General features: G+C 56.6%; 27 protein-coding genes and 1 riboswitch. Of the genes, 1 reads left to right on the top strand and 26 read right to left on the bottom strand.

Going from position 1 to position 25511, the window contains the following annotated elements; genetic code table 11:
* Positions 1 to 129 precede the first annotated feature (129 nt).
* From istB to ACZ5Q2_RS04725, 19 genes are all read right to left on the bottom strand, one after another.
* A complete protein-coding gene (gene istB, locus ACZ5Q2_RS04815) occupies positions 130 to 885 on the bottom strand; it encodes an IS21-like element ISSpu5 family helper ATPase IstB (protein ID WP_061332066.1) in 756 nt (251 codons plus the stop codon).
* A 12-nt stretch (positions 886 to 897) separates the two neighbouring features.
* Positions 898 to 2439, bottom strand: coding sequence for an IS21 family transposase (gene istA, locus ACZ5Q2_RS04810; RefSeq protein WP_230716000.1), 1542 nt, complete (start codon positions 2437 to 2439; stop codon positions 898 to 900).
* A gap of 274 nt (positions 2440 to 2713) precedes the next feature.
* On the bottom strand, positions 2714 to 3454 hold the full coding sequence (locus tag ACZ5Q2_RS04805) for a substrate-binding periplasmic protein (protein ID WP_061334011.1): 741 nt from the start codon (positions 3452 to 3454) through the stop codon (positions 2714 to 2716).
* 66 nt (positions 3455 to 3520) lie between these two features.
* Positions 3521 to 3898: a GNAT family N-acetyltransferase gene (locus tag ACZ5Q2_RS04800; protein WP_061334009.1), complete on the bottom strand. Its 378-nt coding sequence runs from the start codon at positions 3896 to 3898 to the stop codon at positions 3521 to 3523.
* Positions 3899 to 4056: 158 nt separating this feature from the next.
* The gene (locus ACZ5Q2_RS04795) at positions 4057 to 4533 is read right to left on the bottom strand and encodes an AAC(3)-I family aminoglycoside N-acetyltransferase (protein ID WP_061334007.1); all 477 of its coding nucleotides are present in this window, start codon (positions 4531 to 4533) and stop codon (positions 4057 to 4059) included.
* A gap of 95 nt (positions 4534 to 4628) precedes the next feature.
* Positions 4629 to 5048, bottom strand: coding sequence for a GFA family protein (locus tag ACZ5Q2_RS04790; protein ID WP_082780661.1), 420 nt, complete (start codon positions 5046 to 5048; stop codon positions 4629 to 4631).
* 83 nt (positions 5049 to 5131) lie between these two features.
* A complete protein-coding gene (locus ACZ5Q2_RS04785) occupies positions 5132 to 5557 on the bottom strand; it encodes an N-acetyltransferase (RefSeq protein ID WP_061334005.1) in 426 nt (141 codons plus the stop codon).
* A 65-nt stretch (positions 5558 to 5622) separates the two neighbouring features.
* Positions 5623 to 5817, bottom strand: coding sequence for an NUDIX domain-containing protein (locus ACZ5Q2_RS04780; protein ID WP_197463899.1), 195 nt, complete (start codon positions 5815 to 5817; stop codon positions 5623 to 5625).
* A 134-nt stretch (positions 5818 to 5951) separates the two neighbouring features.
* Positions 5952 to 7280 (bottom strand): group II intron reverse transcriptase/maturase, encoded by a 1329-nt coding sequence (gene ltrA, locus ACZ5Q2_RS04775; RefSeq protein WP_230716002.1) that lies wholly within the window; start codon positions 7278 to 7280, stop codon positions 5952 to 5954.
* 497 nt (positions 7281 to 7777) lie between these two features.
* Positions 7778 to 8958, bottom strand: a protein-coding gene (locus ACZ5Q2_RS04770; protein ID WP_230713322.1) for an IS3 family transposase whose coding sequence is annotated in 2 segments (ribosomal slippage) — positions 7778 to 8659 and positions 8662 to 8958 — 1179 coding nt in all. Because the reading frame shifts where the segments join, the coding sequence is not laid out codon by codon here.
* Positions 8959 to 9035: 77 nt separating this feature from the next.
* A complete protein-coding gene (locus ACZ5Q2_RS04765) occupies positions 9036 to 9335 on the bottom strand; it encodes a helix-turn-helix domain-containing protein (protein ID WP_230713320.1) in 300 nt (99 codons plus the stop codon).
* Entirely contained in the window at positions 9328 to 9642 is a 315-nt protein-coding gene (locus tag ACZ5Q2_RS04760) for a transcriptional regulator (RefSeq protein ID WP_093479031.1), read from the bottom strand. Before ACZ5Q2_RS04760 ends, ACZ5Q2_RS04765 begins: the two co-directional genes overlap by 8 nt.
* A gap of 128 nt (positions 9643 to 9770) precedes the next feature.
* The gene (locus tag ACZ5Q2_RS04755) at positions 9771 to 10331 is read right to left on the bottom strand and encodes a hypothetical protein (protein ID WP_061333216.1); all 561 of its coding nucleotides are present in this window, start codon (positions 10329 to 10331) and stop codon (positions 9771 to 9773) included.
* 104 nt (positions 10332 to 10435) lie between these two features.
* Positions 10436 to 11083 (bottom strand): DUF4145 domain-containing protein, encoded by a 648-nt coding sequence (locus ACZ5Q2_RS04750; protein WP_061333215.1) that lies wholly within the window; start codon positions 11081 to 11083, stop codon positions 10436 to 10438.
* A gap of 134 nt (positions 11084 to 11217) precedes the next feature.
* On the bottom strand, positions 11218 to 11574 hold the full coding sequence (locus tag ACZ5Q2_RS04745) for a hypothetical protein (protein ID WP_061333214.1): 357 nt from the start codon (positions 11572 to 11574) through the stop codon (positions 11218 to 11220).
* A gap of 302 nt (positions 11575 to 11876) precedes the next feature.
* Positions 11877 to 12650 (bottom strand): CLCA_X family protein, encoded by a 774-nt coding sequence (locus ACZ5Q2_RS04740; protein ID WP_061333213.1) that lies wholly within the window; start codon positions 12648 to 12650, stop codon positions 11877 to 11879.
* 44 nt (positions 12651 to 12694) lie between these two features.
* Positions 12695 to 13699, bottom strand: coding sequence for a 2-hydroxyacid dehydrogenase (locus tag ACZ5Q2_RS04735; RefSeq protein ID WP_061333212.1), 1005 nt, complete (start codon positions 13697 to 13699; stop codon positions 12695 to 12697).
* A 129-nt stretch (positions 13700 to 13828) separates the two neighbouring features.
* On the bottom strand, positions 13829 to 14887 hold the full coding sequence (locus ACZ5Q2_RS04730) for a ribonucleotide-diphosphate reductase subunit beta (RefSeq protein ID WP_061333211.1): 1059 nt from the start codon (positions 14885 to 14887) through the stop codon (positions 13829 to 13831).
* A gap of 28 nt (positions 14888 to 14915) precedes the next feature.
* A complete protein-coding gene (locus ACZ5Q2_RS04725; protein WP_061333210.1) occupies positions 14916 to 17672 on the bottom strand; it encodes a ribonucleoside-diphosphate reductase subunit alpha in 2757 nt (918 codons plus the stop codon).
* 112 nt (positions 17673 to 17784) lie between these two features.
* Positions 17785 to 17982: riboswitch (cobalamin riboswitch) on the bottom strand.
* A gap of 116 nt (positions 17983 to 18098) precedes the next feature.
* Here ACZ5Q2_RS04725 and ACZ5Q2_RS04720 point away from each other — a divergent pair.
* Entirely contained in the window at positions 18099 to 18824 is a 726-nt protein-coding gene (locus tag ACZ5Q2_RS04720; RefSeq protein WP_061333209.1) for a DUF3047 domain-containing protein, read from the top strand.
* A gap of 60 nt (positions 18825 to 18884) precedes the next feature.
* Here ACZ5Q2_RS04720 and ACZ5Q2_RS04715 read toward each other — a convergent pair whose 3' ends face one another.
* From ACZ5Q2_RS04715 to urtC, 7 genes are all read right to left on the bottom strand, one after another.
* Entirely contained in the window at positions 18885 to 19238 is a 354-nt protein-coding gene (locus tag ACZ5Q2_RS04715) for an FmdB family zinc ribbon protein (protein ID WP_061333208.1), read from the bottom strand.
* Between the two features lie 5 nt (positions 19239 to 19243).
* Positions 19244 to 20476: a formamidase gene (gene fmdA, locus ACZ5Q2_RS04710; protein WP_061333207.1), complete on the bottom strand. Its 1233-nt coding sequence runs from the start codon at positions 20474 to 20476 to the stop codon at positions 19244 to 19246.
* 101 nt (positions 20477 to 20577) lie between these two features.
* Entirely contained in the window at positions 20578 to 21621 is a 1044-nt protein-coding gene (locus ACZ5Q2_RS04705; RefSeq protein WP_061333206.1) for an AAA family ATPase, read from the bottom strand.
* 15 nt (positions 21622 to 21636) lie between these two features.
* Positions 21637 to 22683 (bottom strand): aliphatic amidase, encoded by a 1047-nt coding sequence (locus tag ACZ5Q2_RS04700; protein WP_061333205.1) that lies wholly within the window; start codon positions 22681 to 22683, stop codon positions 21637 to 21639.
* 169 nt (positions 22684 to 22852) lie between these two features.
* Positions 22853 to 23542 carry an urea ABC transporter ATP-binding subunit UrtE gene (urtE, locus tag ACZ5Q2_RS04695; protein ID WP_061333204.1) on the bottom strand — a complete coding sequence of 230 codons (690 nt, stop codon included), beginning with the start codon at positions 23540 to 23542 and terminating at the stop codon, positions 22853 to 22855.
* Positions 23543 to 23544: 2 nt separating this feature from the next.
* Positions 23545 to 24303: an urea ABC transporter ATP-binding protein UrtD gene (gene urtD, locus ACZ5Q2_RS04690; protein WP_061333203.1), complete on the bottom strand. Its 759-nt coding sequence runs from the start codon at positions 24301 to 24303 to the stop codon at positions 23545 to 23547.
* Complete coding sequence (gene urtC / locus ACZ5Q2_RS04685) at positions 24303 to 25508, bottom strand: urea ABC transporter permease subunit UrtC (RefSeq protein WP_061333202.1); 1206 nt, start codon at positions 25506 to 25508, stop codon at positions 24303 to 24305. The genes urtD and urtC overlap by 1 nt, the downstream gene beginning before the upstream one ends.
* Positions 25509 to 25511: the final 3 nt, after the last annotated feature.

The following is a 25511-nucleotide window of genomic DNA, read 5'->3' as shown; positions in this document are numbered from 1 at the left end:
CCCGACGCCTGCTCATCAAGCTACGTGCGTAAACCGCTGAAGGTTGCCACCCATTCCATGTGAAGCCTGCCACCCGGACCGGAGCAAGGCTGCCACCCATCGGAGCGTAGCGACGCGGGGTTTCTCTTCTTACTCCGAAGTCTCGGTGGCCGTCAACTTTGCCTGTTGTTTTCGCATGGATTCGCCCCGCAGGTTGATCTTGTAGGCGTTGTGTACGAGCCGATCCAGAATGGCGTCTGCCAGAGTGGCGTCACCGATTACGCCATGCCATTCCTCGATGGGTAATTGGCTAGTGGCAATGGTGGAGCGCCTGCCATGCCGGTCTTCCAGCACCTCCAGCAAGTCTCGCCGATTCTCGGCGCTCAGTTTCATCAGCCCCCAGTCATCCAGGATCAGCACGTCGACCTTGGCCAGATTCGTCAGGAGTTTTGAGTATTGGCCATCGCCTTTGGCAATGGTCAGCTCCCGTAGCAGTCGGGTCAGGCGGACGTACTGGGCGGTGTAACCCTCCCGGCAGGCCTTATGTGCCAGAGCACAGGCCAGCCAGGTTTTCCCGACCCCGGTGGGACCGGTGATGAGCACATTCAGGTGTTCCTTCACCCATTGGCAACCGGCCAGCGACTGGACCAGTCCTTTATCTAGGCCGCGTGAATAGCGGTAATCCAGGTCTTCGAGGATGGCATTGTGCCGCAGCTTAGCCCGGCGCAACCGGCTGGTCATGCGCCGGTTATCTCGCTCGGTCATTTCCCGGTCGACCAGCAGCCCGAGGCGTTCCTCGAAGCTCAGATCGGTGATGTCGGGGGTGGCCGACTGATCCGCCAGGGCGGCGGCCATGCCGGTCAGTTTGAGGGCGTGGAGCTTGTCCAGTGTGGGATGTTTCAGCATGTCAGAGATCCTTCAGTGGTAGTAGGCGGGGCCACGGATGTTGTCGTGGGTATCGGGCAAGGCCAGTTCCTGTTGCTCTTCCAGAGGCTGCTGATCCAGACGGTGTTTGAGGATGGATTCAATGCTCTTGTAGCGGCAGCTTCCCAGCATCAGGGCTCGCTGGCAGGCGGCCTCCAGCCGCGACTCGCCGTAGCTCTGCCCCAACCGGAGAATGCCCAGACAGGAGCGGTACGCCTGCTGAGGGTGTTTGCGGGCACCCAGAGCGGTGCGGATAAGCTTCTCCGTCGCCGGTCCGGTCTTGGCCGCCCAGGCGATGAGCCGTTCCGGCGACCACTCGCCAGCCTGGCGATGGGATTCGGGCATGTGCGCGGCGATGGTGGTGTGCCGTCCCTTCTGGTCTGAGCGCCGGTGGCTGGCGATCCGGTTGCCCCGGTAAAAGCATTCGATGGTGTTGTTGGTGATGCGAACCTCCACCTCTTTCTTGATCAGGGTGTAGGGCACTGAGTAATAGTGACCGTCGATGGCTACGTGGTAGTCGATATGCACCCGAGCCTTCTTCCACTCTGCGTAGACATACGGTTCTGCCGGCAACGGCTGTAGAACCGGTTTATCCAGCTGTTCGAAGTGGTCGCGCCGGCAGCCGGGCAACTTGCGGAAGGGGCGGCTGTTGAGCCGCTCCAGCAGTTCACGGATGGTGGCGTTGAGTTGCCCCAGGGAGAAGTGCTGGCGATGGCGCAACGCCGCCAGGATCCAGCGCTCGACGATCAATACACCGCCTTCTACCTTAGCCTTATCACGGGGCTTGCGAACTCTTGTCGGGACAACGGCCACGCCATAATGGGTGGCCATGTCCTGATAGGTTGGGTTGAGATCCGGCTCGTAGCGATGGGCCTTGCTGACGCCGGAGCGGAGGTTGTCCGGAACCACCAGTTCCGGCACTCCGCCCAGGAACTCGAAGGTCCGGATGTGGGAGCCGACCCAGTCCGGCAATGTCTGGCTCCAGGTGGCTTCGGCGTAGGTGTAATTGGATGCACCCATCACCGCGACAAAGACTTGTGCCTCGTGGATCTCTCCGGTGGTGCGGTCAATGACGGGCACGGTCTGGCCGGCATAGTCCACGAATAGCTTCTCACCGGCCCGATGGTCCTGGCGCATCACCAGGTCCAGCTTGCCCCGCCAGGCCCGGTAGTGCTCGCAGAACCAGCTGTACTGATAACCGTCCGGGTTGGCTTGCCGGTACTCCTGCCAGAGCAGGAACAGGGTGACGTTCTTGCCCGTGAGTTCGTCACGGATGTGTTGCCAGTCGGGTATACCTCTGGCCTGTGCTGGCAGGTCCGGTGGCGGCGGGAACAGCAACCGCTCCAGGTGGGCCTCATCCAGATCCGCTGGCAACGGCCAGCTCAGACCGGCCTCAACCGTGCGGCGCAGGTAGTCGCTTACGGTGGGGCGGCTAACGCCACAGGACGCCGCAATCTGGCGGTTGCTCAGCCCTCGCTCCCACTTGAGGCGAAGGACTTCTTTGATTTTACGCATGGATAACCTCTTCGCTGGCATCTGGCCCATCTCCGGATGAAAAGGGTCAGAGTACCGTTAAGTTATCCCGCGCCGGACGATTTTGATGGAGCTTCAGGCAGTCTGCTGGGGTGGCAGCTTTGCCGTGGAATTAGTGGCAGCTTTCGCGTGGAATGGGTGGCAGACTTCGTCTGGAATCAGTGGCAACCTTGGTCTGGAATACGCAGCTACGGGGGCGGGATATGGAAAGTTTCAGTTCAGGTATCCGAGTCACGCGACGGGTTGGCTAATACAAGCATGTACGCAAGTAGGTGCCCTATTTGTCCGGCTCAATCGAGATATGCCGGTCCGGCGGCGGCAGGTTCGGTAGCATGGTCTCCACATCAACTGTGTAAGTAGAAAAGAACGCTTCCGCCGCTTCAATCAGAGCTGTCTCGGTTTTGAGGATACCGAGATAGACGGGCCATTCGGCGACGATCAGTTCGGTGCTGTACCGGTGCGGATCGATGTCCAGCAACTGTGCCATAAACCGGAATTCCAACTCGTTCATGACGATGTAATCGCACCGTTTGTGCAGAAACATGTCCAGCATCTGCTGGGCATTGTAGGCGTCATGGCGGCTCAGGTTGGTACCGACCCGCCGCTCGAGTTGATCGCTGTAAATAAACCATCGGCGCAGGCAGATGCTGCCCTGAAGGTCATCGAAGGAGCCCGGCTGTCGGCCAGGTTGCGCGAACACACGGTCACGCCAGGTTAATACCGGCCCGACAGCGTGCATCTGGTCCGGCAGTGGCATCCACCGCGGGGTGGCGAAAACTGCATTTGCTCGCCCTTCTTCCAGCGCCCAGACCTGGCGGTTACGCGGCATCGGGTGGAACGCGACGGCGATACCGGCCTCCAGGCCAAAATTATTGATCACCTCGACCAAAATGCCCTTGTCCAGATTGTCACCGTAGTAAAACGGCAGAAAACCCTCGTCTGACCCCATAACCTGCAGTGTCTGGGTCAAAGCTGGAAGGGCCCAGAATAATGCGACGATAAGCAGGGTTATTCTCATTTCAGGCTCCGTCGACTGATCGATTCAGACAGGCAATCCGCAGCCCTCAGGCACTTGCTGGCCATTTTATAGTTGAAAGACCGAGCCAACCCGCCGATAACCGAGCTTCTCATAGTAGGCATCCTCATCTGAGAGCACATAAACAGGCTGGCTCGGATATTTATGCTTAATTTTTGCCAGCAGCTGTGAGCCATAGCCATGCCTCCTGTAATGTGGAGCAACATACAATTCACTAATGTAGATGCCAAAGCCATCCACCAAGGCACGGAGATAGCCGCAGATAGTGCCTGTGCTTTCGCACACAAAGGTTTCACTTTCGAGCAATACCTGCTTGAACGTATCAATTGCATCGTCACTCAAAAACGAACTCCAGTCAGGCTCCTTACCTAAGAGCGCTATTAGCTCACCTTCGTGCTCTTTCTTGTAGTTTAGGACGCGGGCCATAGATATACCCCTTATTCGCGAACGCCCGGCTTGCGCGCCGGTTTGGAGCCGTTGAAGGCAAACTTCATATCGATCCGCTGGATCCGTCGCCCTGTCCGGATGGCTGACTGGCGGCAGTGCCGCGGAAGGTGCCGAGCGGTGCGAACTGATGCGCTTAGTTATGCGGTTTTATCACAGGATTCGACTGAAATATCAAAGTGCAGGACCTCTTCTCGCAGCCCAAGCTTGGTATATAGCGCGATTGCCGGTTCGTCCTCGATGCCGGTATCAGCCTGAACGAAAATCACATAGGCCCCTCGATCAGCCGCTATTAATTTTAGCTTCTCGATCAGAGCCGTAGCTATTCCCTTTCTCCGGTGCTCGGATGACACTGCAAGGTCGTATATATAAATCTCACTGCGCTCTTGCTCGAATTTCTTCAGCTCATACGCAGCTAGTCCACCGACAACATCCATGCCTTCTAGCGCTGCCAGGGCAATAAAGGAATCACCGCTGAGCAAAGCTTTCAGATAGTCTGCACTTGGGCGCTTTCCAGTATAGGTGGGCATGTCCTTAAACGCTTCGCCGAAGCATGTCGACAAGGCTATCATCAGGCCGCAGTCATTCGGTGTAAGTTGGCGAATTTCTACTGGCATCTACAGCTCCTAAACTGCATAACGCCGTGGTTTAACGGCGCCCATGCAGTGCAGCGAAATGGGCGTCAGGTTCAGGGCCGGAGGCATGGAACGAACTACAACAATTTGTTAAGTGATTCCAAGCTATCAGGCCCACCATCGAACCGAATGCACTCGGCAGATTCTTCCTCCCAAAGGGCCGCGGATGTTGTGTGGAGGTGAACAGAAACCCTTGAAGTGGCCAATCCATCAAGCAAACCGGCTGGCACCCAAACCATGTCGGTGCTCCTCAGAATATTAGGAACCGGACTCCCACACACTGAACAAAAGTCACTCCGATAACCGCTTGGCTTTTGATAAGACCTGATTTCATTTTCACCAGACACCCAACGAAAACTGTTGCCCGGCACAAAAGTAGCAGCACTAGCGGCCGCCCCGGTGGCTTTTCGGCACAGCGAACAATGACATTGATAGAGGTTTGGTATCTCCCCATCAATTTCGAACTGCACGTTTCCGCAGAGACACTCACCTTGCATCGATCAACCCTTTGATATTTAGCGCCACGCTTAACCGAAAATATGGACGCGCAGCGGATTATTGATCCGACGGCAGAACATTTTTACAAGTGATACCCCATGATCAGTTCAGGGTGACCAGTATGCTCGTCGATTTGCTCATCAAGGGAAATAAACCCATGTTTTTCATAGAACTTGATACCAGGAACATTCTCTTTGTAAACGGAGAGCTGCAAGCTTTCTCGCCTATTTTTAGCGTCATCAAGCAAGGCTGTTCCCATTCCCTTGCCCTGTGATTCCGGAGCCACAAAGATCGCAGCCAGAGTGTTTCCGCACAGGCTATAAAATCCGTTAATTTTTTCCTCATACTCCAGTACAAATGTCTCCGATGCAGGAATGTATACATCCCGCATCTCGCTGACCTTTGACTCCCAAAAATGAGGTTCGATGAAGTTATGCGCTTCAATCGACGCAGTAAGCCAAATCGCTAAGACTTGATCAATATCGGCTTGCCTATACTCGCGAATCATCTGACTATTTCCTATTACTCATCCGTCCATTTCGCTGCAAATACTTCATCACGATCTCTGAGCACCTATCCAACTTCCTGTATTAGCCCTGTTTCCTCATACAGCTCACGCTTCGCAGCATCGACATAGCTTTCACCAGGCAACAGCTCTCCTCCCACTGTTGCCCAAAACGGTGACTGGTGCTCGTCATTGTATAAAAACAGCAATAACCGTCCTGATTCGTCAACGATTATGAGCCGTGATGATTTTCTTGTTTCCATTGTCTAAAACTCCATGACCGCTTCGAACGCTTAACGCCCCGGCTTTGCGGAATGGCGGTCGAGTAGGCCCTGGGAACCACCCCCAAAGCCTCTCACAGAACCGTACGTGAACCTCTCGATTCATACGGCTCTTGTTATCCAACCACTGCCCTTGATCCTGCCCAGTGCGCAAATAGATCCGGCCGTCGCCGACGCAGTCCATTCACTCTCCGGGCAGCCTGTAACAGACCTCTGAGTTTCCGATACTTCCCTAATGCCCACCGGCTCAACCTCAGATCGAAATGAAACAGCACATTCCGAATGTAACTGCGGCCAAACAGGCTATAGTACTGCATCCAGCCTCGGAGGCGGGACTGACAGAATCGAGCGAACTGCCCGAGTTCTTTCTGTCGCCACCATTTCCAGGGCCACTCGTTGATCTGCTTGCGGATCTCTTTCGCTGCACTCTGGCTGATGGCCGCCGTGAAGTAGACTTTCTTTTGTCCCAACCGGTTGCGGATCAGCCGCGGTCGGAAGGTGTAACCCAGAAAATCAAACGCGATCTCCGGGTAGTCCCGCCGGTTGTACTCGCTCTTACAATACACAATCTTTGTCTTGCGGGGATGGAGCGTCAAGCCACACGCTGTGAATCGTGCCTCAAGGACCGATTTCAGTGCTTGAGCTTCCCGTTCACTGGAACAATGGCATACGATATCGTCCGCATAGCGTTCGAACTGGATGCCACCCCAGCGCTTCTCCACCCAGCGATCAAAGACGTAGTGCAGGAACAGGTTTGCCAGTAAGGGACTGATCACACCGCCTTGCGGCGTGCCCCGATCGCGTTCCTCCACGGAACCATCCGCCAACTGAACCGGCGCGCTTAGCCAGCGCCGGATGTACAGCTTCTGCCAGTCCTCGGTCACATGACGATCCACGGCCTTAATTAATAGGTTGTGGTCGATGTTGTCGAAGAAGCCTTGAATGTCCATATCCAGCACCCAGGCTTTCTTCCAGCACCGGGCCTGAGTCTGTTTCAGCGCATCGTGCGCTGACTTTCCCGGGCGGTAGCCGTAAGAGTCCGGGTGGAAGTGTTGTTCCAGTTCCGGTTCAATCAGCAGCTTGACCACCATCTGCGCAATGCGGTCGGCAACCGTTGGGATGCCGAGACGACGGGTTGCCCCATCCGCCTTTTCGATCTCCACGCGCAAAACCGGTGGTGGATGATAGCTTCCTGAGGACAAACGGTTCCAAAGCTTGTAAAGGTTATTGCTGAGGTCACCATCAAAGTCTTCCAGACTCTGATGATCTACCCCGGCGCTACCTTTGTTGGCTCGAACCCGCTTGTAGGCCTGATAGACCAAGGCCTTCGGGATGGTAAATGGTTTTGCCTGACCCTGACGGCTCCTCCCGGAATTCGGTTGGCCATCTAGATCCGACGGGATAACTTGCCCCCTTCGCTCCACACCCATTACAGGTGTTTCCACACTACTACGGGCCAATCCGTCCCTGTGTCCTGCATCGGTACTCTCGCCTCGTGGGATCTCCACTTGTGCTTCTCCCTTAACATCAGGACGACAGGTTCTCATGTTCCATACTCAAGCCTGTACCCAGGTCATGCCGCCTCAAGACCGGCTGCCGCTGTGTCCGTTGTGCCAGCTCACGTCACAGCTCATCCCGGGGAGACGCTCGGTCCCCGGTTCTGACAACATCTGTCTACATTTCGACCCCTTATCGGCGGTTCACTTTCGTTCATCTCCTTGGGTACGTACCTGACCGCTCTTGACGGCCTTTTCCCATGTCGCTCACGACCCGCACTCTTAATGCAAGCCGCACAGGGCGGTTTGATCCCGGTGTCTGGTCACCGAGACCGAGGGGCCTTCCCTCATCTTGAGTACAGCAAGAAAGACTGAAGTCTTTCGTCATGACACACGAGCGCAGCGTAGTTGGCGTGGACTTCCCCCAATAAAATGGACACGCCCCATCAGTTAATTCCCTCGAACTCTATCGGAGTCCGGTAACCAAGGCTACTGTGCAGCCGTAGGCTGTTATAAAAGCATTCAATATAGTTACATATATGTTTCCGTAACTGCCGCATTGTCACGAAGCTGGTGGCATGCAGCAATTCTCCCTTCAACGTCTTGAAGAAGGACTCCACCTCCGCATTATCCGTGCACTGTCCAGGTCGGTTCATGCTGTGTCGTACCCGATGCTGATTCAGCAGCGCCTGGGTCTTGTGAGCGCGATATTCGATGCCACGATCCGTGTGGAACAACAGATTGGGGGCTGGCTTTCGCGATATAAAAGCTTCCCTTAGGGTTGCCTTAGTAAAGTCTGCACTCAGGTTTTCGCCCAATCGCCAACTGATGATGCGTCGTGAGTAGAGGTCCAGCACTACCGCCAGGAACACATACTTCTTTCCCAGCTTGATGTAGGTGACATCGCTGCTCCAGTGCTGATTTACAGCAACCGGCTTATCCGCATCTAGCCGATGATTTGGAAGGGCTTTTAAATCCTCTCTGAGCTTTGTCATACGGCGGTATACGCGCATGACTCGAGCTTTCATACCCCATTCCTGCATTAACCGGGCAACCCGATTCTCGCCAACCACTTCGCCTTCACGGCGCAGCGCCTGATACACCCTGGGACTGCCGTAGCGCCCCTTGCTGTCGTTGTAGACTCTACTGACCTTCAACAGCAAATCGGCATTCGCAGCGGCTCTCTGACTGGGCTTCCGGCTTGCCCAGGCATAGTAACCAGAGCGGGAGATGCTCAGGTGGCGACACAGAGCCTTTACCCCATGTTCTCCCCGGTGTTTCCAGACGAATCTGAACGCTTCCGTCGTTCCTCGGCCTGAAAACGTTGAAACTTTTTTAGGATGTCGTTTTCCTCCTGAAGCTCTGATACTCGGCGTTTCAGGCGATTGATCTCATCCCGCTCCTTCATCAGCTCTTTGGCTCCCGCCGGAGCTTTCTTGACCCGTTTCATGGCGAACTTTCCCTCTCTGTATTCCTTTCGCCAGCGTGACAGCATGAAGGGGTGAATATCCAGCGCTTCCGCTACCCCTTTCACGCTCCGGTGCGCCTGGTAGCTCCATTCCACTGCTTTGACTTTGAACTCGACACTATAGCGTTGGGTCTTCTTCCCCGAGAGCATCTTTGGCATCGCTCTTCTCCTGTTGCGGAGTTATCGATGCGTGTCCACTGAACTGGGGGAAGTCCAGCGTCCCGTTGACCGCTTTGTTAACCCCTGAGTTCAAAATCTTCCCGAATCACCTCCGGATGACGAAAAGCAATCTCGATGAGCGCCTTTGCCGGCCCGGAAGGTTTACGTCGCCCCTGCTCCCATTCCTGTAGCGTGCGCGGAGAAATGTGGAGCACCTCGGCAAACTCTCGTTGTGTAAGGCCAGTCTTGCCGCGCGCCTCTGCGACCTCATTTGGCTCCACACGACTGACTCGTGCGGCTTTGCCTGCTTTCATTTCTTTAACAGATTGGAGCAGCTTGTTACCAAGCTCCTCAGCACTCAGAGTCTCATTACTCATTTTCCAATACCTCACGAATCGACTTCAGGATATGCGCGGGTATGTTCTCCTTGACGGCCTTCTTGTAGATCACCAACAACCAGATCTCACCATTTGCCAATCTGGTGAAGTAGATGACTCGCACTCCACCACGCTTCCCTGAACCCGCCACCGACCAACGAACCTTTCTACATCCACCGCTACCTGGAATGGGATCGCCAATTTCAGGATTGGCTGCCAGCCAGGCAAAGAACGAATTCCGTTCCTCCTCAGTCCAGATCTTTCTGGCATCTGCTTCGAATGTAGGGGTTTCGATTATGGTAAACATGATGATCAATATACGTCATTGACGGAGTTTTGCAAGGTGGCGGATGGAAGGGTTAACGCTTGCAGCATGCGCGCCCAGGGAATGAAGCCGGAGGCGCAATGTAGTGGGCGTCGCCGTGCCTGCACTGGTTATGCAACATTTCCCGAAAGCACAGGATACTCTGCATTGGACACTAGGGCAGAAAACTCGTGCTTGAACTCATAGTCACCAACGTAGGCCAGAGCGATCAAGCCTGACCAAACAATTTTGAATTGCAGCGTGTCACCAATTCGTTCAAATCTGATCCGGTGTTTCGCGACCGCATCATGCCCCAGTAGATATATATGGAACGCGAGATCATCGTAGTTATCGACTGTTTCGTGGCTCGGGTCGACCAGTAGCTCAAGGCCGTCCAAAAATTCAGGTGTGTACTCTGCTTTTGAGCAAACTCTGAACCCGCCATGGTGCCAATAGTTCGAGGACAAGGTGCATGAGTGATAATTACCCCACACAATTGGCGCCGCCCAGTCTGATGGATAATCGTCGTCTTCGTCGTCTTCTATATCTCGTTCCGCATAGTAGTCAGCGGACTCCAGATGCATGTCAAACCATACGTCTCCGTCTATCTCTTTTGCCGACCAAGCGAACTTTTTGATCGGGTGCCCCTCAGGCCAAGGATTGTCTTTGGAGTAGATTCTGTCAGGTTCCATCTGCAGTCCCTCTTAGTGCATAACGCCTGCCAGCATGCGCGGCTGCGGAATGGTGGCGAAGCCGCCATGTAGTAGCCGTCGCCGTGACTGGCCTGGTTATACGGTTACTGATCGCCGTCTCTGTCCTTAATACCCTGCAATTTTTCAGCAGGGAGATTGCTGTATATCTCGTCAATCTCGCGGGGCTCCGTGATCATTTTCTGAGCAATGAAATTAACCAACCTGAATAACTGGCTTGCAGTGTCCCGATCATCATTGAGGTCAATTTTTCCTGGATGCACGGCATCGTTTCCAATGACTCTGACACTATCTAGCGCTTCTTGAACCTTGGGCGGTAAACCGGCAGCAACAAGCTCTTTGATATCTGTATTTATATTCCTGCCCGACTGGCCGAGGTGAGCGCAGAGCTTCTGAATACCTAACCTCAATAATGCTGCCGCACCTCTTGGTGACAGATTGAAGATAGAACTAGCCTCTTCATAGTCCCTTTTTATATCTTCGGGCAGATCATCATTTGGTGGCTCCACTGACATATTCAGCGGAAAAATTACTGACTCGCCGTGCCAAATCGTAGGGAACCTACAATGTTCACAGTAGGATATTCGAAACCTAGGATCTTGAGTCTGTTCCCCATAGCCGTCGGCCCCGCTTGAGCCACGCAAATAGTACCAATGCTGCTTAGTGTAAACGTGGCAGCTCACGCAATTGAAAGCCTCACCATCCAGAAATGGCGCAATGTATTTTCCTTTCATGCTAAAACTCCGACTTCAATCACGTATAACGCCATTGTTCAGCGGCGACCTTTTTGTAGCGAAGCGGAGAAAAGGGCGTCCGGTGTAGGCCCTTCAGGGCCGGAACGAACTGCAACTACTGGTTATGAGTTTTGCTAGCGGCCAAACAATTTCGCCCAAAAACCTCTTCTCTCGCGCTTCACCGCTTCTTCGATGAAATCTATCTTGGGTTTGCGTCTATCGGATTCTTCTATTAGGTCCATCACCACATTGCCGGAGCTTGTGTAGGTGGTGAGATGGTACTGGTCAGTTTTGTAGCACTTGCCGAATAAGTGCTTGAAGATATCCTTCCAGACTGAGTAATACTTCATGCATTGCTTCTCGGTACCGAACATCACCCCGTAGTTTCCAACGACAAGCGCATGGGTTATCTGCTTACGCTTCCCATTTTCGTCTTTCGCTTTGGCTATCTGCTCTGCATCCAGCGCCACTAATACGAGGTCATTTCCCATAGGAGATCCATACACACATAACAGTGAATTATACGAACACGTTCGTATATCCCGCGTTCGTATAACTCCACCCAAAACGCGCCCAAAATTTCATACTTTTCCTAACAAGAACAGAAGGTTAACAGAAGTCACCACGGCTACCACCGGAGTTATACGCCCTCTTTCGAGCCACCCCCTGCTCTTATCCCGGGGCGTATAACTCCGCCCGCTCAAATCCTACATTTCAACCATATCAGAAGGTTACATATATTTCCCATGCAATTTTCTGGAGTTTTGCGAACGCGTTCGTATAACTCCGGCTGTCATGCATCTGTTCGCTGCAAGGCCCTGCCCAAGGATTGAAAGTAAGCAAGAAACGCCCGATTGATGCTCTCCCGCTGTGGCCCCTGTGGATAAAGCCCCAACTGGGCCTCTTCGCTCTCTTTGGTGCCTTTCACCAGGAAGGCATTTTTTACGGGGGCGTCCTGAACAAAGGCTTCGAAGGCTCGGGCGCAAAGCTCCTCGGGCCGGCTGTAGTAATGCACGCCGGCGGCTTTGTCGGCCTTGGCCGATTGCCGGAAAAGGTCGCTGGGCTGCTCGCCTGTGCTGTCCAGCAGGATGGTGCGGTAGCAGGCTTGCAGTCGGTCGTTCAGGGGGTGGGCGATGGCATCTTCACGGGTTAGCCAGAGTGTGGAGCCAAATTCAGCTTTGGCAGCGCTTGGGAACAATTTGTCCGCTATGTAGTGGTCGAAAGCATGAAACCATTCATGGGCAATACTGCCGGGGCCGGCATTCTTGGCCAGGGCGAAGCTGCGGGTGGCGGGGGTGTAATGGGCGGATACGCCAGGCCGGCCACCTATGCCGTATTGCAGGGCCAGGCTGCCGCGGAGGGAGATCAGGCTTTCGGTGCCGCCGAGGATAGTCATCAAATCGCACAGGGCGTCGTAGAACAAGGCGGCGCTGCGCTGCTTTTCCGGTTCGGTTACCCAGCGGCCAATCTCCACGGTTCGGAACTGGAAGCGGCGGCGTACATCAAGGAAGGTAACAGGCGCCCCGGCACGATGGTCGGGGCCCGTTCGATAAAACTGTCTGGGCATGGTCGGATTGTACGAGTACGCGGCCCGCTTGTCTCAGTGCGCCGTTAACCGGCGGGGGCGGTTACCCGATTTGCGCATTGCCCGGTCGATTCCAGTTCGGTCAGGTTTCCCAGGGTGGTGCGCGCAATGCTCTCCAGGGCGTTGCGGGTGAAGAAGGCCTGGTGGCCGGTGATCACTACGTTGGGGAAGGTCAGCAAGCGCGCAAACACATCGTCTTTCAGCACGATGTTGGACAGGTCTTCGAAAAACAGGTCACCTTCTTCCTCATACACATCGAGGCCCAGGTAGCCAATCTGTCCGGATTTAAGGCCCTCGATGATCGCGGCGGTATCAACCATGGCACCCCGGCTGGTGTTGATCAGCATCACGCCCTGTTTCATCTTGGCCACGGCATCCGCGTTGATCAGGTGGTGGGTGTCAGGTGTTAACGGGCAATGCAGGCTGACAATATCGGCCTGGCTGAACAGGTCGTCCAGCGCCACATATTCACCACCCAGTTGCTGAGCTTCCGGGTTGGTATGAAGGTCGTAGCAGAGCACCCGGCAGCCAAAGCCACGCATGATGCGCACTACCTCCAGGCCTATCTGGCCGGTACCCACCACGCCCACGGTTCGCCCTCGCAGGTCGAAGCCCAGCAAACCATCCAGTGCAAAATTACCATCGCGGATGCGGTGGTACGCCCGGTGAATCTGCCGGTTAAGGGTCAGAATCAGGGCGACGGTGTGTTCGGCCACGGCATAGGGTGAGTAAGCGGGTACTCGCACCACGTCGATTCCCAGGCGCTCGGCGGCTTTCAGGTCAATGTTGTTGAAGCCGGCACAGCGCAGGGCTACCGCGCGGGTGCCGCCTTCGGCCAACTGGCCCAGTACGGCGCCGTCTACCTGATCGTTCACGAAAACACACACCGCATCAAAGCCTTTGGCGAGTGCCGAGGTGGTTGTATTCAAGCGGGGTTCCAGAAACACCAGTTCATGCTGATGGCTGTCGTCATTGGCCTGCGCAAGGAACTGTTCGTCGTAGGGTTTGGTGCTGAAAACAGCCACTTTCATGGGCTTGGCCTCTTCCGTGGAGAGCGCCCAAAACCGGGCGCCGTGCGCAACGTCACTGTGCTGCCATTACACTCCCGCCGGTGCCGTAGATCAACCTCTGTTGTCTTTGGCACCGGCGGTTCTAGCGCGTTACCACTCCAACTGCGCCCCGGTCTGGTATTCAATCACCCGGGTTTCAAAGAAGTTCTTCTCTTTACGCATGGTGGCCTGCTCGTCCAGCCAGGGCGACACGTTCTTGGCACCCGGGAAAGGTTCTTCCAGGCCAACAGTCCTGGCGCGGCGGTTGGCCACGAAGCGGAATTGCTCGCTGTGGTATTCCGCCGAGTAGCCGAGGATGGGGTCGCGCAGGATGTAGTTGGCGTAGGCCATCTCGGCCGCTTCGGATTCGTCCCACATGTCGCGCACGGCTTTGGGGTCGAAGGTGATGTTTTCTTCCTCAAGAATCTGGTTGACCACTTTCAGGCCGAAGGAGAAGTGCATGGCTTCGTCCCGCAGGATGTACTGCAGTTGCTCCCCGGTGCCGCGCATCAGGCCCCGGCGCTGCAGGGCGAAGATGGGGCTGAAGCCGTTGTAGAACCAGCAGCCCTCAAACACGGCGGCGAAGAACAGGTACGACATGATGAACTCCTGCAGGTCGTCCGGGTTGCGCAGGTTCATGTCGGAGCGCATGGCGGCGTCCAGCCGTCGGTTGGCTACCTGGATCTTGCCGTTGATTTCCGGCACCACCCGGTAGCGGTTGTAGATTTCGCTCTGGTCCAGGTTGAGGGTTTCAATGCAGTGCTGGTAGGTCCAGGTGTGCAGTGCTTCTTCGTACACCTGGCGGGCCTGGTAGATCTGCAGTTCCGGCGCGCTCATTTTCTCCATCACGGCCAGGCCGATGTTGCGCATGGCGAGGATGTCAGAGGTGGTGAGGTAGGCCAGTACGTTTTCATACACGTGCTTTTCCGCCGGGCTCAGGCGGTGGTGATAGTCGTGGACGTCCTGGGCCATGTTGACGTCCAGCGGGGTCCAGTGGTTTTTGTTGGCGTTCATGAAGTATTCCCAGGCCCAGGGGTACTTGAACGGCGCCAACTGGTTGATGTCGGTTTCGCCGTTGATGACGCGTTTGTCGTCTACATTCACCGGCGCCGGTCCGGCGCTGGCCGTCGGCTTGTTTTCAGTTTTTGGTTCGTCGTCCCAATCCAGCATGGTTAGGCCTCCAAAGTTAAGTAAGTGGTTACTGACAGGCTTCGCAATCCGGCTCATCAATGCTGCACACCTGGGGTTGCGGCGCTGCCACCGGGGCGGCTTTTTCGGCGCCGGTAGCGCCCAGGGAGCGCAGGTAGTAGGTGGTTTTCAAACCGCGTTCCCAGGCCAGCTGGTACAGGGCGTCCAGTTTTTTACCGCTGGGTTCGGCCATGTACAGGTTCAGGCTTTGGGCCTGGTCGAGCCATTTCTGGCGCCTTGCCGCGGCTTCTACCAGCCATCTTGGGTCGATTTCGAAGGCGGTGGCGTAGCGAGCTTTCAGTACCGGTGGAATGCGGTCGATCTGCTGCACGCTGCCATCGAAGTATTTGAGGTCGTTCACCATCACGTTGTCCCAAAGGCCTTCGGCTTTGAGGTCGCGCACCAGGGAGGGATTGACCACGGTGAATTCGCCGGAGAGGTTCGATTTGACGAACAGGTTCTGGTACGCCGGTTCGATGGACTGGGAAACCCCAACGATGTTGGAGATGGTGGCGGTGGGGGCGATGGCCATAACGTTGCTGTTGCGCATACCGTTTTTGGCGATCAGCTCACGCACCGGGGTCCAGTCCAGGCGGCTGTTGGTGTTGAGTGACAGGTCCCCTTCCCGGCGGCTGTCTTTCAGCAGGTTGATGGAATCGATGGGCAGGATGCCCTGATCCCACAGGGAACCTTCGTAGGTTTCGTAGGCTCCCCGTTCACCGGCCAGGGTGGCGGAGGCGCGAAGGGCGAAGTAGCTCAGTTGCTCCATGGCCACGTCGGCAAACTCCACCGCTTCCGGGCTGGTGTAGGGCAGCCCCAACTGGTAGAGCGCGTCCTGGAAGCCCATCAGGCCCAGGCCCACGGGGCGGTGTTTGAGGTTGGAGTTCTTCGCCTGGGGCACGGCGTAGAAGTTGATGTCGATAACGTTATCGAGCATGCGTACGGCGGTGGTCACGGTGCGTTCCAGGCGCTGTACGTCCAGCTCGCCGTTGGCGATGTGGGCAGCCAGGTTGACCGAGCCGAGGTTGCATACGGCGATTTCGTCGGCGCTGGTGTTCAGGGTGATTTCGGTGCACAGGTTGGAGCTGTGCACTACGCCCTGGTGCTGCTGCGGGGAACGCAGGTTGCAGGGGTCTTTGAAGGTAACCCAGGGGTGGCCGGTTTCAAACAGCACGGTGAGCATTTTGCGCCACAGTTGTTTGGCAGGGATTTTCTTGAACAGTTTGATCTTGCCCTGCTCCGCCAGCGCTTCGTAATGCTCGTAGCGTTCCCGGAAGGCGTTGCCGTAAAGATCGTGCAGGTCTGGGGCATCGCTGGGGGAGAACAGGGTCCAGTCCCGGTCTTCACGCATGCGTTCGATCAGCAAATCCGGCACCCAGTTGGCGGTGTTCATGTCGTGGGTGCGGCGGCGTTCGTCACCGGTGTTTTTGCGCAGCTCCAGGAATTCCTCGATGTCCAGGTGCCAGCTTTCCAGGTAGGCACACACGGCGCCCTTGCGCTTGCCGCCCTGGTTGACCGCCACGGCGGTGTCGTTGACCACTTTCAAAAACGGCACCACGCCCTGGCTCTGGCCGTTGGTGCCTTTGATGTGGGAGCCCAGTGCACGTACTGGCGTCCAGTCGTTGCCCAGGCCGCCGGCCCATTTGGAGAGCAGCGCGTTATCCTTGATGGCGCCGTAGATACCTTCCAGGTCGTCCTGCACGGTGGTCAGGTAGCAGGAGGACAACTGGGAATGGCGGGTGCCGCTGTTGAACAGGGTAGGCGTGCTGGCCATGTAATCAAAGCTGGACAGCAGGTTGTAGAATTCGATGGCGCGGGCGTTGGGGTCGTCTTCCCGCAGGGCCAGGCCCATGGCGACACGCATGAAGAACACCTGGGGCAGTTCCAGGCGGGCTTTGTTCCAGTGCAGGAAGTAGCGGTCGTACAGGGTTTGCAGGCCCAGGAAACCGAACTGGTGGTCACGCTCGGGGATGATCGCCGCACCCAGGCGTTCCAAGTCAAAGGCGGCCAGGGCTTCGTCCAGCAATTCGTAACGAATTCCGGCGTGGATGAACGCGCTCAGGGCCTGTGGATAAACCTCTGCCAGCGGCTGGTTGCGGGGCAGGTCCAGGGCCTCAGCCGCTTCCAGGCGAAGCTGTTCCAGCAACAGGCGGGCGGTGACGGCGCTGTAGTCCGGCTCTTGCTCGATACGGCCACGGGCCGTCATGATCAGGGCGGAGAGCACTTCGGTTTCCTCAATGCCGTCATACAGGTTGCGCAGGGCTTCGTCGACCAGGGATTCGCCATCAATGCCCTCCAGGCCGGTGGCAGCCTGTTCTACCTGCAGTTTCATCAGGCCCAGGTCCAGAGGCGCCACGTTGCCGTCGGCTTTTTTCACGGTCAGGTGCGGGTGCGCTTCCATGGGCTCTTCGATGGCACGCTTGCGGGCGTGTTCTTCCCGGTAGAGCACGTAAGCCCTGGCCACCTTTTGCTCTTCGGCCCGCATCAGGGCCAGTTCCACCTGGTCCTGAATGTCTTCAATATGCACTTTACCGCCGGCTTTCAGGCGCCGGCTGATGGCCTGCACCACCTGTTCGGTTACCCGATGCACGGCGTCGTTGATGCGGGCAGAGCCGGCGGCTTTATCGCCTTCCACGGCCAGGAACGCTTTGGTCACCGCCACACTGATTTTGGCAGGATTGAATCCAACCAGGGTGCCGTTGCGTTTAATAACTTGAAGGGATTGGGTATCGGCGGCCGGGGCTTCGGCCAGAGCGGTGGCAGACATCGTGTTCTCCTGAAGTCGCGTCAGATTCCATTTAGCCTTCGCGAATGCAGGAGCACACCGTGCCTTGTTTCAGGGCAGGGATAACCGATCTGCTCACCTTGAGTCGCGAAGGTGCAGTACTGTTTCCCTGGCAGGTCTTCGGACTCAGGGGCGTGAATCGTGAGATTCGGCCTTACGTGGCGACTTCCCGGCGCTTGCCAGTGTCTTGATGCCACGCTCGTTCCCCAATACCGCTGCGCGTCAGTTCCGGATTCTCACCGGATTCCCGACTACCTTTATGCCTGAAGTGATCAGAGAATGATCACAACATATGGTAGTCAACCAAGGATTTGGTCACTATATACGGACTAATAGCCACTGACAAGGCACTTTATCGCAGGCCCGCTGTCTGCCATTGCAGTGGCCCGGAAACAAAAGGATAAGTCTATGAAGCGTTCATCACTGGCAGGCACTGCATGGGTGTTGGCTCTGCTATTGGCCAGCCCGTTACTGATGGCGCAGGAGTCTTTACTGCAACCCTTCTCCACCATGAGTTCATTATCCGATGGTTGGGAACCTCTGGAATTTCCCAGAATCGACCGGCACACGCGCTATGAGCTGGTCACGGACGACGGTGTTCAGGTGGTCAAGGCGAGCGCTGATAACAGCGCCTCCGGCCTGATTGCCCGATTGTCGTTAGAACCCGGCGAATCGCTGATTCTGCGCTGGCAATGGAAGGTGTCCAATGTGTTCGACCGGGGCGATGCCCGGAAAAAGTCCGGCGACGACTACCCGGCGCGAATCTACGTGGCCTTTGAATTCCAGCCCGACAAGGCAGGATTCTTTGAACGGGCCAAGCGCAAAACCGTGGAGGTGATGTTTGGCGAGTCCCTGCCGGGTAATGCCCTGAACTACATCTGGGCCAACCGGTTGCCGGAGCAATCCATTGTCGCCAACGCCTTCACCGACCAGACCATGATGGTGGCGGTCAATTCCGGCCCGGAGCAAACCGGTGAGTGGGTCACGGTGGAACGGGATATTGTGGCAGATTACCGGGAAGCGTTCGGGGAGAATCCCCCGCGCATTGTTGGCGTGGCCATCATGTCGGATGCGGATAATACCGGTGAACGGGCAACAGCGTGGTATCGGGATCTGGTGCTTGAGAAGCCGTGAATTGTGGATCGAAAAAAGGCCCCGTATCGGGGCCAAACACGTGAAACGTCGAATCGGCTGTCAGTGGCTGATCATCCACGGGCGCATCGAGGGAAACATTTTTTTACCGTCCGCGGTATAGAACAGCATGGATTTGCCCGGCTTCGGTGAGCCGCAACCACAACTTCGGCTGTGTTCCTTGTCGTGTGCCCTGCGATCGGCAGTCGAGAACACTGGCTCGTGTTTTGAGCGCTCGTTCCGGTCCTGAGCCGATCGTTTGGCCGGGTCCATGGCGGCAATCTCCGGAGGCAGCACTATGACACGGGGTGACAGTGCCTGGCAGGTCGGGCACTCCGCCGGCTTGGCGCAGTCTTCCATGGTGGCCAGCTGGTGGAACAACCCGTGTTCCCGACATTTGTAGTCATACACAGGCATGGTGCTTACTCCTTGTCTTTCGAAAGGGGCACGTCCATACCGCCACTGACTTTCTTCTGTGGGCCATCAGCTGACGGGTTGATGTCGAAATCAAAGATGCCGGTTGGCAGCCAGAGCGTTGCACAGGCATTGGGAATATCCACCACGCCGCTGATATGCCCCTCCACCGGCGCACACCCAAGGATCGCGTAAGCCTGTGCCCTGCTGTAGCCGAACTTGGTCATGTATTCGATGGCATTCAGGCAGGCCTGGCGATAGGCCACATGCACGTCCAGATAGTGCTGGCCGCCCTCTTCATCCACCGAGATGCCTTCAAAGATCACATAATCGTCATAGCGGGGCTTGATGGGGCTGGGCTTGAACACCGGGTTCTTGATGCCGTATTTACGCACGCCGTCTTTGATCAGGTTCACCCGCAAGTGAATCCAGCCAGCCATTTCGATGGCCCCACAGAACGTAATCTCACCATCACCCTGGCTGAAGTGCAGGTCGCCTACAGACAGTCCTGCGCCATCTACGTAGACCGGAAAATACACTTTGGAGCCACGGGAAAGATCCTTGATGTCGCAGTTGCCGCCATGCTCCCTGGGTGGCACGGTTCGCGCGGCCTCAGCGCCAGCCGCCTTGGCTGCGTCCCCTCTCATCTGGCCCATGTGGGCCGTTTCACCGTTAGGCAGAGTAGCCAACTCCGGCACACGGTCAGGGTCCGTTGCTACCAGGCCCGCTTCCCGCTTGTTCCATGTATCCAGAAGTTCCTTGGAAGGCAGGCAACCAATCAGTCCGGGGTGGATCAACCCGGCAAACTCCACGTTAGGAATATGCCGGGACTTGGTGAACATACCGTTGAAGTCCCAGATCGATTTCTGGGCTTCGGGAAAATGTTCCGTCAGAAAGCCACCGCCGTTCTGCTTGGAGAAGAAACCGTTGAAGCCCCACTGGCTCTCCTCAAACGTACCTATGTCCAGAATGTCGACTTCCAGCAGGTCACCCGGCTCTGCGCCTTCGACGCCAATGGGGCCGGACAGGAAATGCACCTGGCTGAGGTCGACATCACGCACGTCGTCGGCACTGTCGTTGTTCTTGATCTGGCCGCCGGTCCAGTCGTAACACTCCACGATAAAATCGTCACCGGGTTTGACGGTGGCCACCAACGGAATATCCGGGTGCCAGCGGTTGTGGACTTTGTCGTTCTCGTAGGCCGATTTATTCAGATCGATCTTGATGATGGTTTCAGCCATAGCGGGCGCTCCTGTACATTGGCTTGTCTGTTTGAATAACGCCTCTACTATCGGCTGCACGGCATTTCGGGGGTATTCGCCAAATACCCCCGGCGCCTACGTCATTCGACGTATTGGCGAACGCTGACCGCGTGTTTAATCACATCGGCTTCAAAGCGCTGGCTCTCCGGATGGGCCAGCAACGCCCGCGCAACCGCCGGCTCCAGGCGCTGGCGAAATGCCCGTAACATCTCCCGTGCGCCATAACGGCTGTCGTAGCCTCGGCAGAGCTCCCGGCGCAGATTCTCGGACAGAGTCAGTTCTGCTTTTTTGCGGGCCAGGCGCTTGTTCAGCCCCGCCAACTCGATATCCAGCAGCGCGTCCAGCCAGTTGTCGGTGAGGGTGTTGTAGTTCAGGATCTGGTCAATCCGGTTGAGAAACTCCGGATCAAAATGGCGCCGAAGCGCGGCATCCCGAATGGTTTCGCCAGAGCCGGGTGACAGCCCCAGCCACCGGCGCCAGCCTCGCTGATAGCGGTGATGGTGAGCCTCCGCATCCAATGCGCCGGCGTTACTGGTCATGAAGATCAGGGTATTGCGGAAGTCGATTTCTCGATTGCCGGAGGGGAATACCAACCGGCCAGTATCCAGCACGTTCAACAGGGTACGGACTACTTCCTTGCTGGCCTTTTCAATCTCGTCGAACAACACGATGCCGGGCTTGCTGAATGAGCCCTGAACCTTGTCCAGATCGAACAGGCTATGGCCTTCCTTGCTGCCCACGTAACCCGGCGGTGCGCCGGTGAGCGCCGCCGAATAATGTTCCTGTGCCAGGGTATTCATATCGATGCGGCACAGGCCATCGCGGTGGCCATGAATGGCCTCGGCAATCAGCCTTACCGTTTCGGTTTTGCCCACACCGGTCGGGCCAAGAAACAGGTGCACCGCCAGCGGCCGGTTGTCCTCACCTATGTCGGCTTTCACCCGCACCAGCATCGACTCCATCGCCGTGAGCGCCTCATCCTGGCCCACAATGTTTGCTCGCAAACGGGCCATCACAGCCTCAGGCTCGAAGCGAAACCGGGAAGCACGAACCGGGCCTGAGGCGGCCCGGTTCTTGTCATTGGTCTCCCGGTTGGCTTCCAGCCGTTCGTTGATAAACGGCATCTGTGCCTCCCGGGCTTAAGCCCCAGCGGATTTTTCCTTGCCGTCAAACGGCAGCTCGCCCACCGGGCACTCAGCCGTGCCCACGGTTTTGCGGGTCATGGCTTCGACATTCTCCTGCGCCTTCTGCGCATCCATCACCCAGGTGCGGTAGAACTCAAACGGACAATCCGCAATGCCCTTGTCGCCATCGCCGGAGGCATGCACGCCGGTGTAACCGCGATGCAGCAGCTTAAACAAATGGTTCTGGGACTGATCATTCTGGCGGGCATCACGAATCTGACTGACCGAGAGCTGGGCGTACTGCACCCCCATATCCTCCTCACCGCACTCACCCAGAGTGCGACCATCAAAGCCGATGATCGCGGAGTGCCCGAAGTAGGAGTAAACGCCATCAAAACCACTGGCGTTGGCCACTGCCACATAGCAGTTATTGGCCCAGGCCATGCTCTTGGCCATCATGATCTGCTGCTCCTTGGCCGGGTACATATAGCCCTGGCAGCGCACAATCAGCTCCGCACCCTTCATGGCGCAATCCCGCCAGATCTCCGGATAATTGCCATCGTCACAGATGATCAGACTGATCTTCATCCCCTTGGGCCCCTCGGTCACATAGGTGGTGTCGCCGGGATACCAGCCCTCAATCGGACACCAGGGAATGCACTTGCGGTACTTCTGAACAATCTCGCCTTCATTGTTGATCAACACCAGCGTGTTGTAGGGCGCCTTGTTCGGGTGATCCTCATGCCGCTCCCCGGTCAGGGAAAACACCCCCCAGGTATTGGCCTCACGACACGCCGCCGAGAAAATCGCCGTCTCGTCACCCGGGATGGCTGCAGCGGTGTCCATCATCTCGTCGTTGTCGTACATGATCCCCATGGTGCTGTACTCCGGAAACACCACCAGATCCATACCCGGCAGCCCCACCTTCATACCCTTGATCATGTCCGCAATCTTACGCGCGTTATCCAACACCTCGGCCTTGCTGTGCAGCCGAGGCATCTTGTAGTTCACCACCGCTACACCGACGGTATCGTTACTGCTGGAAATATCACCGTGTCTCATATTAATCACCCATCAATGCTGAACGTTTACCAAACAGGTTCGGGGAGAGGCGGTGGGGAGGTCCTTTCGGGACCGTATGCGCCAGGGATGGCGCATCCGAGCCTACACGGACGTATTCACGGCGTGTCCCGAAAGGACCTCCCCATCGACTCGACCTCCCCCAAATGAATTAAACAGCCAGATAACTGGCAATCTTGTCCTGATCCGCCTCCTCCCGAAGCTCCTCGTGAACAATCTCCCCCTTCTCGATCACCAGAATCCGATCCGCCGCATCCATCACAAAACTCAACACCTGCTCCGACACCACAATCGACAACCCCCGCTCATCGCGAATCCGCCGAAGAGTCTTGGCAATGTCCTTGATGATGTTGGGCTGAATACCCTCAGTCGGTTCATCCAGCAGCAACACCTTGGGCCGGGTAGCCAGCGCCCGGGCGATCGCCAGCTGTTGCTGCTGTCCACCAGACAGGTTGCCGCCCCGGCGATGCAGCATTTCCTTCAGCACCGGAAACAGCTCATAAAGGTCCTCAGGAATCTTCTTCTCCCCGACCGCAGCCAGGCCGGTCTCAATGTTCTCCTTCACGGTCAGGGTCGGAAAAATCATCCGGCCCTGGGGCACAAAGCCGATCCCTGCCCTCACCCGCTGGAAACTCTTAAGGTTGGAAAGATCCGCACCATCCAGCAGGAGCTGCCCACCTCTGGTCGGCGTCATACCCACCAGGGACTTCATCAACGTGGTCTTGCCCATACCATTGCGGCCAACCACGGCAACGATCTCATTCCTACCAATCTCAAGGTCCAGGTTCTCGATGATGTTGCTCTGGCCATAGGCCACCGAATGTTGTTTGACGCTCAGCATGATCAATGCCCCAGGTAGACTTCGATGACTTTCGGGTCCGATTTCACGTGTTCGATGGACCCCTCTGACAACACCTTGCCCTGGTGCATCACCGTTACCCGGTCAGCAATGTCACCCACGAACTGCATGTCGTGTTCGATCACCAGAACCGTGTGTTCACGGGTAATCACCTTGAGCAATTCGGCGGTTTTCTTGCGCTCCACCACCGACATACCCGCTACCGGTTCATCCAGCATGATCAGCTTCGGCTTCTGAATCAGCAGCATGCCGATTTCAAGCCACTGCTTCTGACCATGACTGAGCAGAGACGCCGGCTGCTCAAGCATGTCTTCAAGAAAAATGGTCCGGGCAACCGATTCAATTTCCTCCACCACCGCAAGATCCCGCTTGAACGCCAGGGCGCCCATCACCGAGTGGCCCTGGGGGTAAGACACTTCGAGATTCTCGAACACGGTGAGGTCTTCAAACACCGAGGGGGTCTGGAATTTACGCCCAACCCCAGAATGCACAATCTGGTGCTCTTTCATCTTTGTCAGCTCCCGCCCCTGGAAGCGAATGGAGCCTGACGTGGCCCGGGTTTTCCCACAGATCAGGTCCAGCACCGTGGTTTTACCCGCACCATTGGGGCCGATGATCACCCGGATTTCGTTTGGGTCCAGGTAGAAGGACAGGTCGTCTACCGCTTTAAAGCCGTCGAACGATACGGTCAGTCCCTCTACCGCCAACAAAAAGTCCTTACTTTTGCTTTTGGCTGCTTTCATCAGGATTTCTCCGGGCTGTACTGGTCAATGAGCGGGTCGTATTCCTTGCCCCGTTCCCCAGGGGTTTGGGCCGGCGCTGTTGCCTTGGCTTTCTGGCTACCATCGGTCTTTGGCTTGCGTCTGAACAAACGCTCCTCCAGAGGCATCACGTAAGTCTGGTACAGGCCTGCAAGACCATTGGGGAAGGCCAGAACAACGCCAATAAACAGCGCACCCATGGCAAAGGGCCACAGTTCTGGAAAGGATTCGGAAAACCCACTCTTGGCGGCGTTGACCAGTAGCGCACCGTAGACGGCTCCAAGGATGGAAAGACGGCCACCCAGGGCACAGAAGATCACCATCTCGATCGAAGCCACGATGCCGATGAACGAGGGCGACATGAAGCCGACACTCAAGGTAAACAGCGCGCCGCCGATGCCCGCAAAAGCCGCAGCCAGGCAAAACACGAAGATTTTGAAGGCGGCCACGTCGTAGCCGGAAAATCTGACGCGATTTTCCTGGGTATTCATCGCCACCAGGATGCGCCCGAGTTTGCGCTTCTGGATCAGGCGGGCAGCGAACAGGCAGACGAACAACAGCGCAAGCGTTACGAAGTAGAGGGCCGTTTTCGCTTCATCGGTACGGATGTCCCAACCCATCAGGGTTCTAAGGTCGGTGATGCCGTTGATGCCGCCGGTGTAACCCTGCTGACCAATGATCAGGATGGTCAGGATGGCGGCGATGGCCTGGGTGATGATGGCAAAGTAGACGCCACCCACACGCCGGGTGAACATGGCAACGCCGATAATGAGAGCCAGCAGAACCGGAACCCCGATCACGGCAATCAGGGTGAAGGCGAAGCTGTTGAACGGCTCCCAGAACCAGGGCAAAGCGGTGATCTGGTTCCAGTCCATGAAGTCTGGGATGCCGGGCGTTGACTGTATGGCCGTCGCTTCCGGCGTTGAGGCCTCAAGCTTGAGGTACATCGCCATGCAGTAGCCGCCAAGCCCGAAAAAAACGCCCTGTCCCAGGCTGAGAATGCCTGCTTTACCCCAACACATCACCAGGCCAATGGCCACAAAGGCGTAGGTCAGGTACTTGCCGACCATATTCAATCGGAAGGCATCGAGCATGACCGGCAAAACAACCACCAGTAACAGCGCCAACGCCAGATAGTACAGCCCCTCTCGGGAGGCAAACCATTTCACAACGGGTGAGTCTTTCATGAC

This window comes from Marinobacter alkaliphilus, from assembly GCF_055394375.1.
Note: the sequence above shows the minus strand (reverse complement) of the source record. Positions and strands in the feature narration are given on the sequence as shown.